The organism is Micromonospora globbae (genome assembly GCF_003610785.1).
Classification (GTDB): domain Bacteria; phylum Actinomycetota; class Actinomycetes; order Mycobacteriales; family Micromonosporaceae; genus Micromonospora; species Micromonospora globbae.
In genome coordinates, this window is record NZ_RAQQ01000054.1 from 1 (window position 1) to 10,269 (window position 10,269).

General features: G+C 68.7%; 9 protein-coding genes. 3 read left to right on the forward strand and 6 right to left on the reverse strand.

What is annotated here, in order from left to right; translation table 11 throughout:
- Nucleotides 1-88: 88 nt before the first annotated feature.
- The 5 genes from D7I43_RS31565 to D7I43_RS31585 all read right to left on the reverse strand — a co-directional run bounded on the left by D7I43_RS31565 (nt 89) and on the right by D7I43_RS31585 (nt 4,168).
- The gene (locus tag D7I43_RS31565) at nt 89-436 is read right to left on the reverse strand and encodes an FUSC family protein (RefSeq protein WP_240033312.1); all 348 of its coding nucleotides are present in this window, start codon (nt 434-436) and stop codon (nt 89-91) included.
- 71 nt (nt 437-507) lie between these two features.
- Nucleotides 508-1,401, reverse strand: coding sequence for a sugar phosphate isomerase/epimerase family protein (locus D7I43_RS31570; protein WP_204985330.1), 894 nt, complete (start codon nt 1,399-1,401; stop codon nt 508-510).
- Nucleotides 1,398-2,222, reverse strand: coding sequence for an alpha/beta fold hydrolase (locus tag D7I43_RS31575; RefSeq protein WP_204985331.1), 825 nt, complete (start codon nt 2,220-2,222; stop codon nt 1,398-1,400). The genes D7I43_RS31570 and D7I43_RS31575 overlap by 4 nt, the downstream gene beginning before the upstream one ends.
- A gap of 27 nt (nt 2,223-2,249) precedes the next feature.
- Nucleotides 2,250-3,380: a class I mannose-6-phosphate isomerase gene (locus D7I43_RS31580; RefSeq protein ID WP_120332216.1), complete on the reverse strand. Its 1,131-nt coding sequence runs from the start codon at nt 3,378-3,380 to the stop codon at nt 2,250-2,252.
- Entirely contained in the window at nt 3,377-4,168 is a 792-nt protein-coding gene (locus D7I43_RS31585; RefSeq protein ID WP_120332217.1) for an SDR family oxidoreductase, read from the reverse strand. Before D7I43_RS31585 ends, D7I43_RS31580 begins: the two co-directional genes overlap by 4 nt.
- A gap of 375 nt (nt 4,169-4,543) precedes the next feature.
- Here D7I43_RS31585 and D7I43_RS31590 point away from each other — a divergent pair, with 375 nt between their 5' ends.
- Nucleotides 4,544-5,242 carry a hypothetical protein gene (locus D7I43_RS31590; protein WP_204985332.1) on the forward strand — a complete coding sequence of 233 codons (699 nt, stop codon included), beginning with the start codon at nt 4,544-4,546 and terminating at the stop codon, nt 5,240-5,242.
- A gap of 87 nt (nt 5,243-5,329) precedes the next feature.
- Here the strand turns inward: D7I43_RS31590 and D7I43_RS31595 are convergent, their stop codons facing one another.
- Nucleotides 5,330-5,983: a DUF1345 domain-containing protein gene (locus D7I43_RS31595; RefSeq protein ID WP_204985333.1), complete on the reverse strand. Its 654-nt coding sequence runs from the start codon at nt 5,981-5,983 to the stop codon at nt 5,330-5,332.
- 304 nt (nt 5,984-6,287) lie between these two features.
- On the opposite strand from D7I43_RS31595, the gene D7I43_RS31600 reads away from it, so the two are divergent.
- Complete coding sequence (locus D7I43_RS31600; protein WP_240033313.1) at nt 6,288-7,253, forward strand: TIGR03557 family F420-dependent LLM class oxidoreductase; 966 nt, start codon at nt 6,288-6,290, stop codon at nt 7,251-7,253.
- A gap of 209 nt (nt 7,254-7,462) precedes the next feature.
- The gene (locus tag D7I43_RS31605) at nt 7,463-9,970 is read left to right on the forward strand and encodes a bifunctional FO biosynthesis protein CofGH (RefSeq protein ID WP_120332218.1); all 2,508 of its coding nucleotides are present in this window, start codon (nt 7,463-7,465) and stop codon (nt 9,968-9,970) included.
- Nucleotides 9,971-10,269: the final 299 nt, after the last annotated feature.

The following is a 10,269-nucleotide window of genomic DNA, read 5'->3' on the forward strand; positions in this document are numbered from 1 at the left end:
TATCACCGGCCGGGTCTACGGCTGGGCCAAGGCCCTCAACGCCCTGATCCTCGCCTACGGCGACCGCATCACCATCTAACAACATCGATCACACCACAGGCCCAAACACGGAAATCGACACACTCCCTGCGAGGGTGACGATCAGGCCGGTCTGCCATGGCCCGGTGCCGATCAGCGCGAGCAGTGTGTCTCCGGCTGCGATGCCGATGGCCACCCCGGCCAGCAGCCTGGTGGACCTGTGGACCCGCTCTCCGACGGATGCGGCGACCGTGCCGACTGCGGTGATGGGCGCGAAGGTTGGTTGCTCGTTGCCGAGCACCGTCCCGGCTACCCACCAGGCGAGCGCCGCGGCGATTCCGGCCTGCAGGGCGAGTATGGAGTAGATCCGCAGCTGTCGGAGCCGGATTCGACCGGTGTTCGCGCCCAGCTCCCGCATCCGCTGCACGGATGTCTCGATCCGAGAGCCGGCTTCGTCAACGGCTCGTCGGTTGGTTCCGGCCGATGGCGTCATTCGTCGGTGAACCTCCGTTGTCGCCTGGCATCGCCTGGTCGGTGTTCTTGCCATGCCTGTTCGAGAGCCGCGCGGTTGTCGCGGATAAGGGTGTGCAGGTCGGCGTCGTAGAGAGAGTCGGGTACGTTCTGGGAGAAGATTTCCAGCACGCAGGGTCCCCGATAACCTGCGTCGTGAACTGCGTGCAGGAGAGGTCCGACGGGGATCTCGCCGGTGCCGATGCTGCGCCGGTCGCTTCCCGAGCGGGGGGTGCGCCAGTCGCTGACCTGGAGCAGAAAGACCCGGTCTGGGGCGGCGTTGATGCCGGCGACGAGTTGGTTGTCCTGCCACAGATTCCACAGGTCAAGGCAGATGCCGACCTCTTCGCGGTCGACCGCTTGCACGATGTCCAGGGCTTGGCCGTAGGTCCAGATGGCTGTTTCGAGGTTCAGCGAGACGGGGTTGAGGGGCTCCAATGCGATCCGCACTCCATGATTCGCGGCGATCGCGGCGAGTTCCCGGTGGTCGCTGATGGTCTGCCGGATGGCCTCGGCCATGTCGCCGCCGGGGGCGGGTCCGGTGTTGGTGACGAAGGTGGCGCCCGGGGCGTAGGCCGCGATGAGTTCGATGCTGCGGCGGAAGCTCTCCACTCTCTCCTTTCGGCTTCTCGGCTGGGGTTGGCTCGCGCTGGGAACCATCGCGCGTACAGCCGGCTGTACTGACACCACGGGCAGGCCGGCCTGGGCGATCAGGTCGAGCTGCTCGCCGCGGCGATGCGGGTCGAGCTTGATCTCACACAGTTCCAGCGCCGCGACGCCGAGCTGGATGTAGTTCTCCACGTCCTGCTCGAACGTCCAAGGCATGGTGGTGAACTGGTTGACGCCGTACGGGAACGGCAGCGCAGACGTCACAGTGCCGCCTGCGGCTCGGCCTGCATGAACCGGATCACTGTCCGGTTGAACTTATCCGGCTCGTCAAGGAACAGCGCGTGGCTGCTGTCCTCGAAGAACACCGTCTCGGCACGGGGAATTGCCTTCCCTACCCATGCCGGTCCCTGCCAAGGGAACACCTTGTCCCGTCTGGCGACAAGCACCAGGCTGGGCAGGGTGATGGTCGGCAGCAGGTCTCGCCAGTCGTGGCGGCTGTGCTCCGCAATCAGGGCGGTGCGCGCCACCGTCGGGGCCTTGGCCATCTCGGCGAGCAGCAGCTTTCGTTCCTGCTCGCTCGGCTGTGTTGCCATGATGGTCTGAAGTTGCCGGCGGTCGAAGTTGGCGGTGTCCAGCTCGACCTGTGTCTGCGTGGCGGCGAGCGACGCCTCGTCGTAGCAGGTGGCGTGGGTGTACGTCCAGTCGGTGCTGCGATACTGGCGAGGGGTTTGCTCGACGAAGACCGCTCGGGCCAGGCGGTGGTTGCCGAACAGTTCCAGGTAGCTCCAGATGACCGGGCAGCCCAGGGACCACCCGAGTACGGTCACCCAACGTAGGTCGAGGTGTTCGAGCAGGTCGAACAGGTCGCGGGCCAAGCGTGAGATCCGGTAGCCGTGGGTGGGCTTGTCCGAGTCGCCGTGCCCGCGAAGGTCGAACGCGATCACTCGGGCGTGCTCGGCCAGGGTGTCGAGGTTGCGGGTGAAGAACCGGTGGCTGAAGCACCAGCCATGGATCATCACCAGGGGTTGGCCGTCGCCCTGCTCCGTGTAGTGGATACGGGTTCCATCGTTGGTGCTGACGTGCATCCTGCCCGCTCTCCTGGCCGCTAGTCTTCAGGACGGGGTGATATTCGCGGGACTGGCCGTGACGGCTTCGACGACGAGTTCGTCGAAGCCCTCTCCGAGCGACGCGATGGTCTGTGGCCGGTACCCCGCCGCCAGCAGGGGCCGGAACACGTCGGCGTCGAGGTCGGGGAGGTATCCGAACAGCACGTCCGCCGGCCCGTCGATCTGCGCCGAGCCGCAGGCGGCGGGCAGCAACAGGGTCGCGGCGGGCTCAAGTATCTGGCTCCACCCGTCGACGTGGACTCGCACAGGGCCGCCCACGTTTGACAGGATCTGGGCCGTGTCGAATGTGTGCCGGATCGGGGCGACGTCCCCGGCCCGCCATCGCTCCAGAGCGAAGTAGGGGCCTGCGCACAGGAACACCCGATCGACCGCGTCGTCAACCGGCACCCGAAGGCCGGGGGTGAACTCCGGCTTCGGGTCCAGTTTCACCTCTTGCAGCAGCATGGTCAGGTTGGTGTGCCACTGCTCGTCGGGCACGGGGGACCCGTCCTCCATATGCCAGCGCATCGCGTGCTGTTGGATGTTGGAGGTCTGCTCGATCTCGTAGACCAGGGTGTCGGGGCCGAAACTGTGCAGGGTGCCGCCTGGCACGTAGATGGTGTCTCCGGCACGGACCGGCAGTCGGCGCATCACCGCGTCGAAGTCCTGCGCGAGCAGCGCCTCGTGCAACGCTTCCCGGCTCACGCCCTCCCTGATCCCGCACAGCGCGGTCGCGCCGGGTGCGGCGTGGAGGATGTGCCACGCCTCGGTCTTGCCGTTGCGTTGACCTTCCAGACGTCGAGCCGTGGCGTCATCGGCGTGCAGGTGAACCGGTAGGCCACCGCTGGCGTCAATGAACTTCGTCAACACCGGAAAGCGCGGGCCCCGCCAGCCCCGGCCGAGCAGCGCCTCCGGGTGCCGCTGCACCAGCTCCCGCAGCTGGCAGCCGGCCAGCGGACCGTTCGTCACCTGAGCCTGGTACCCGTCGACGTCGCTGACCTCCCAGGTCTCGGCGATGGGCCAATCGGGCAGTCCGGTCCGGCCCAGCCGCTCAGCGATCGCCCGCCCGCCCGTGACCAGTGGTCTCGCGGGTGCGGTCAGGCACAGCGGGTACCAGTCCGCCGACGGACCACTCACAGGATCGGTCGCCCGCCGGTCACGGCGACGCGCGCGCCGGAGATGTAGCTGGCCTCGTCCGAGGCCAGCATCACGTACACCGGAGCGAGCTCCGCCGGCTGACCTGGTCGCCCCAGAGGCACCTCCGACCCGAAGGTCGTGACCTGCTCGTTGGGCATCGTCGACGGGATCAGAGGCGTCCAGATGGGCCCGGGGGCGACGCTGTTGGCCCGGATTCCCCTACTGGCGAGCATCTGCGCCAGGCTGGCGGCCATGTTCGCGATACCGGCCTTGGTCACGTTGTACGGCAGCAGCTTAGGCGGCGGGAAGTCGGAGTTGACCGAGGTCGTGGCGATGATCGACGAGCCGGGCCGCATGTGTGGCATCGCGGCCTTCGCGATGTGGAAGAACGCGCTGATGTTGATCGCCAGGGTCCGGTCCCACTCCTCGTCCGGTATCTCCTCCAGCGAGTCGCGGGTCGTCTGATAGGCGGCGTTGTTGACCAACACGTCGATACGCCCGAACTCCTGCCTCGCCCGGTCGACGATCGCCCGGCAGTGTGCGGGGTCGGCAACGTCCCCGGGCACGAGGACGGCCTTGCGGCCGGCCTTCTCCACCCACGCGGCCGTGTCCCGGGCGTCGTCATGCTCATCGAGGTAGCTAATCAGGATGTCGGCGCCCTCACGGGCGAAGGCGATCGCGACAGCCCGGCCGATCCCGCTGTCGCCGCCGGTGATAACCGCGGCCTTTCCGGCCAGGCGGCCAGACCCTCGGTACGACTTTTCACCGTGATCCGGTTTGGGGTCCATCGCCTGCGTGCGGCCCGGCGGATCCTGCTGCTGTGCGGGCTGATTCACGGCAACCCTTTCGGCGGCTTCTCATGGACGGCGTTTGAGGTTCCTGGATCGCCGCGCGCCGTCCTTCCTGCTCGGCCATCATTGAGGCGTCACCAGGGCCATCGCCCGATCTCGGTTCAGGTTCACCCGGTGGTGCGACGAATTCACCCGGTGGTGCGACGAACTCCGTCGAGTCTTCCGCTCCACGCCGCGGTAGTAGGCCTGCGATCGGAACTCGTCCTGTCCAGGCCGACGACTCTCCTGCCCGGCACGCACGCCTCACGACAGCGACACCACCACCTCGAGAGCGTCGCTGGCGATCGGCACCTCGACTACCGTGTCGAACTGGTGACGAAGCAGCCGAGCGACGCGGGAAACCCGGCGTCAGATCCGAAGCGCGAGGACCGGTCGAGCGACGCGGTCCTGCATGGGCTGGCGCGACGCCTCGACAAGCCCATGGGCGCGCTCGGAATCGTGTTCCTGCTCTTGGTCGTGGGGCAGGCCCTGGCGCACGACCCGGCCGTTTCCGGCGTGTTGACCGTGGCGAGCTGGTTGCTGTGGGTGGTCTTCGTCGCGGAGTTCGCGCTGCGCGCATGGCTGGCACGTCATCACGCCAAGCAGTTCTGGCGCCGCAACTGGTGGCAGGTCATCTTCCTGGCGATACCGTTCCTGCGCTTCGCCCGCGCCGCAGCGGCACTGCGAGCCGCCAGAGCCGGCGGTGTCGTGACCGCCGCCGTCCGCGGATCCCGATCGGCCGGGCGTCTGCTCACCGACCGGCTCGGCTGGCTCGCGGTCACCACACTCACGGTCGTCATGGCCACCGGGCAGGTACTCGTCGTCGCCGGTTCCTACCGCAGCTACGGCAAGGCGCTGCACGACGTCGCCCTGACCACCATCACCGGCGAGCCGCTGGGCGCGACCGACACCTTCGCCCAGATCCTCGAACTCGTCCTAGCCACCTACTCCATCGTGGTGTTCGGCACGCTCGCCGGCGCGCTCGGCGCGTACTTCCTTGACAGCGACAAGCGCCAACGCAACGAGACCTGACGAGAACGCCTGCCGAGCAGCCCGACCAGGCCTCGGCCGGCCGGCCGTTCGGGCAGGTGCAGCGACGGGACAACTGCTCGCCGCCGCTCAGCCACCAGCGACGTTTGCCACCAGGTTGACTGCGGCGCCGATGATGACTGTGCCGAGCAGATACGACAACAGCGCATGGCCCACCACCGCTCGCCGAATCCCGCTGGTGCGCAGGTCGGTGTCCGAGATCTGGAAGGTCATGGCAACGGTCAAGGCGACATAGGCGAAGTCGCTGTACCGGGGGCGGTCCTCACCGTTGAAGTCGATGGCGCCACCGGCGCTGGCGTAGTGCAACCTGGCATAGCGTTCGGTGAACACCGACTGGACCAGGGCCCAGGACAGAACGACGCTGACAATGCCGAGGCTGATGTTGAATGCCCTGCCGAACCCCGCCTGCCCCGCCCCCGTGGTGAGGACCTTCGCCACCGCGACCAGACTCGCCACACTCGCCGCGAGCAAGATCGTGTCAGTCAAGCGGCGGCCCGGGTCCTCCCTCACCGCCGACGCCGCTGTCGCCTCCCCGTCCATGTACCACTGATCGAGGAAACTCCACGCCACATAGACCAGCGCAGCCACATCCCAGGCGATCAGCGGCGCCACCACAGTGAAACCCAGCATCCACATGACCCCACCGACGATCCCCCCAGCCGCCAATGCGGCAATGAAGCGGGGCCGGGAGGGCGTGTGCCCGGTCAACACCTTGTCAGGCACCGCAGCGAGCCCTCGGCAGTTCGATGTGACGATGCCGGCCCAAGGTCAAAGCCCCCCATGAGACCTGCGCCGCGTTCCACAGCCCTGGAGGCTGCTCGGTCAGCCAGACCACCTTCTGCCAGACATGCCATCTTGCCCGCTCCTTTACGTCGAGGAGTTCAACAGTCCGACGCCCGACTCCGGAATACGCGTTAGGGCGGCGCAGGGACCGCCTGCCCGAGCACCCGGCCCACCGATGCTCGGATCAACTGCGCTACGAACGTCTTCTTGATAGTTTTTATCCGGTTTGATCCGGAAGTTGGAGGTGCTCGTGAAGATCGGCTACAAGCTCATGACAGAGGGCTTCGGTCCGAAGGAGATCATCCGGCAGGCCGTCGCGGCGGAGCGGGCCGGTTTCGACTTCGTCGAGGCCAGCGACCACTACCACCCCTGGCTCAGCGTGCAGGGTCACAGCGCGAACACGTGGGTTCTGCTCGCCAACATCGCCGCCCGCACCGAACGGATCGGACTGGTCACCGGAGTGACCTGCCCTTCGTTCCGCTACCACCCGGCGATCATCGCCCAGTCGGCCGCGACTCTGCAGATCGTCTCCGGCGGCCGCTTCACCCTCGGCGTCGGCGCCGGGGAACGCCTCAACGAACATATCGTCGGCGACTTCCCGTCCGTGCGCAGGCGGCACGAGCGCTTCCGCGAGGCCTTGGAGATCATCCGGCTGCTGTGGCAGGGCGGATACCAGTCCTATGAGGGCAAGCACCTGCGCATCGACGACGCCCGTGTCTTCGACCTGCCCGACGAGCTACCGGCAATCTGCGTGGCGGTCAGCGGCGCGAAGTCGCTGCAGATCGCCAACGACCTCGGCGACGGCCTGTTCGCCACCGAGCCGAAGGGCGAGCTCGTATCCGGCTTCACCGGGTCCGGACCGCGCTACGCAGAGATCCCCCTCGCCTGGGCGCCGGACGAGAAGACCGCCGCGCAGGCCGTCGTAGAGAAGGGCCGCTTCATGCTCACCGGCTGGAAGGTACTCAGCGAGCTACCGAACCCGGTGAACTTCGAAGCCGCCACGCAGACCGTCACCGAGAACGATGTTAAGAAGCTGTTCGCCTGCGGCCCCGACGTCGAGCGGCACCTGCAGGTCGCGCAACAGTACATCGACGCCGGCTTCGACCACATCGTCACCCAAAACGCCGGCCCCGACCCCGACGGCTTCATCACCTTCTTCACCTCCGACCTCGGCGAGAAGCTCAGAGCACTGACGCCGAAGAAGGCCTAGCGGTCACCGCGACGGACGTACGGACCAGACAGCGCCATGTGCGTTCTCGACGATGATCCAGGCTCAAGCTCAGGCCGAGCCCACAGCGACTGTCGTTGCGTCAGGAAGCCGCGAGCAGCATGTGCAACGGGAGCAATGCAGGTGCGTCGCGTGGGCTCCCATCCTTCCTGCCGAGTCCGGGGCACATCGAGACGGGACTGGACAGAACAGTGGTAGACGGCATCACTGCCGCGCCGACCCAGGGGAGCGTGCGGCGGGCCCTGGGCCGGGCGGCGACCGGGCGGGCGCTCGACGTCGGCGAGGCGACCGCGCTGCTGAGCGCACGGGCCGAGACGCTGGACGAGCTGCTCGACGTTGCCGGTGCCGTCCGCGACGCGGGCCTGCGCGAGGCCGGGCGGCCCGATGTCGTGACCTTCTCCAAGAAGGTGTTCATCCCGCTGACCCGGCTCTGCCGGGACCGCTGCCACTACTGCACCTTCGCCACCGTGCCGCACCGGCTGCCCGCCGCGTACCTGGAGAAGGACGAGGTTCTCGCGATCGCCCGGGAGGGCGCCGCGCAGGGCTGCAAGGAGGCGCTGTTCACCCTCGGCGACCGCCCCGAGGAGCGCTGGCCGGCCGCCCGGCGGTGGCTGGACGAGCGGGGCTACGACTCCACCCTCGACTACCTGCGCGCCTGCGCGGTGGCGGTGCTGGAGGAGACCGGCCTGCTGCCGCACCTCAACCCGGGCGTGCTGTCCTGGTCGGAGCTGCAACGGCTCAAGCCGGTCGCGCCGAGCATGGGCATGATGCTGGAGACCACCGCGACCCGGCTCTGGTCCGAGCCGGGCGGCCCGCACTACGGCTCGCCGGACAAGGAGCCGGCGGTGCGGCTGCGGGTGCTCGACGACGCCGGCCGGGTCGGCGTGCCGTTCACCACCGGCCTGCTGATCGGCATCGGGGAGACCCTGGCCGAGCGGGTCGACGCGCTCTTCGCGATCCGCCGGGCGCACCGGGAGTACGGCCACCTCCAGGAGGTGATCGTGCAGAACTTCCGCGCCAAGCCGGACACCGCGATGCGCGGCATGCCGGACGCGGAGCTGCACGACCTGGCCGCCACGGTGGCCGTGGCCCGGGTGCTGCTCGGTCCGAGGGCGCGCGTCCAGGCCCCGCCGAACCTCATCGAGGGCGAGTACGACCTGCTGCTGCGCGCCGGCATCGACGACTGGGGTGGCGTCTCGCCGGTCACCCCGGACCACGTCAACCCGGAGCGCCCCTGGCCGCACCTGGACGAGCTGGCCCGGCGTACCGGGCAGGCCGGTTTCACCCTGCGCGAGCGGCTGACCGTCTACCCGGAGTACGTCCGGGCCGGCGACCCGTGGCTGGACCCGCGCCTGCTGCCGCACGTCACCGCCCTGGCCGACCCGGCGACCGGGCTGGCCGTCGAGGAGGCCCGCCCGGTCGGCCGGCCCTGGCAGGAGCCGGAGGAGGTGTTCGGCGGGCGGACCGACCTGCACGTCACCATCGACACCACCGGGCGGACCGGCGACCGCCGGGGCGACTTCGACGACGTCTACGGCGACTGGTCCGAGGTGGCCGCGAAGGTCGCCGTGCCGACCGCCGTGGCGAGCGACCCCGACCTGCGCGCCGGCCTGCGGCTGGCCGCCGACGATCCGGCCGCGCTGCTCGAACCGGCTCACGAGGCGAAGGCGCTGGCGCTGTTCGGCGCGGACGGGCCGGCGCTGGACGAGCTGTGCCGGCTCGCCGACGACGTCCGCCGGGACGCGGTCGGCGACGAGGTGACCTATGTGGTCAATCGCAACATCAACTTCACGAACGTCTGCTACGTGGGCTGCCGGTTCTGCGCCTTCGCGCAGCGCGAGAGCGACGCCGACGCGTTCCGGCTCTCCCTCGGGCAGGTCGCCGACCGGGCCGAGGAGGCCTGGGCGGCCGGCGCCACCGAGGTCTGCCTCCAGGGCGGCATCGACCCGAAGCTGCCGGTCACCGGCTACGCCGACATCGTCCGGGCGATCAAGGCGCGGGTGCCGGGGATGCACGTGCACGCCTTCTCCCCGATGGAGATCGTCACGGCCGCGGCCAAGGCGGGCGTGCCGGTGAAGGAGTGGCTGCTCCAGCTCCGCGAGGCCGGCCTGGACACCATTCCGGGCACCGCCGCGGAGATCCTCGACGACGAGGTGCGCTGGGTGCTCACCAAGGGCAAGCTGCCGGCCGCCGCCTGGGTCGAGGTGGTCAGCACGGCCCACGAGCTGGGCATCCGGTCCAGCTCCACGATGATGTACGGCCACGTCGACCATCCCGGCCAGTGGCTGGCCCACTTCCGCGTGCTGGCCGGCGTGCAGGACCGCACCGGCGGCTTCACCGAGTTCGTGGCGCTGCCCTTCGTGCACACCAACGCGCCGATCTACCTGGCCGGCATCGCCCGGCCCGGCCCGACCTGGCGGGAGAACCGGGTCGTGCACGCGATGGCGCGGCTGCTGCTGCACGGCCGGATCGCCAACATCCAGTGCTCCTGGGTGAAACTCGGCGACGCCGGCACGGTGGCGATGCTCCAGGGCGGCTGCAACGACCTGGGGGGCACGCTGATGGAGGAGACCATCTCCCGGATGGCCGGCTCCGGCAACGGCTCGGCCCGGACCGAGGAGCAGCTCCGGGGGATCGCGGCGGCGGCGGGCCGGCCGGTCCGCAGGCGGACGACCGCGTACGATCATCAGCTGCCCTGAGATCGAACCTTTTCTCCTCACCGGCTGTAGCGGTGGATACGTGCCTTGCCGGCTTCGCGCTGATCATGGGGCTCACCCAGGCCTGAGACAGCGACTCGGTCAACCCCCTCGTACTGAACCGTGCTGTCCGATGACGACATGATGGTCCGAGCGCTGCGCATCGGCTCGCAGCTAGCTTGATCTTTAACCTGTGCGGCGGGGCCGGGGATTGGCAGTCTTCGTCTTCTTTGCAGCTGCTGTCTTGGCGGTCGTGGTGGTCGCGATGTGGACGTCGTAGCGCGGGGTGGGGTGGTTGTTGC

Coding starts and splice junctions, on each gene's coding strand:
- D7I43_RS31565 (WP_240033312.1), bottom strand. CDS start 436: ATGCGGGAGCTGGGCGCGAACACCGGTCGAATCCGGCTCCGACAGCTG.
- D7I43_RS31575 (WP_204985331.1), bottom strand. CDS start 2,222: ATGCACGTCAGCACCAACGATGGAACCCGTATCCACTACACGGAGCAG.
- D7I43_RS31585 (WP_120332217.1), bottom strand. CDS start 4,168: ATGGACCCCAAACCGGATCACGGTGAAAAGTCGTACCGAGGGTCTGGC.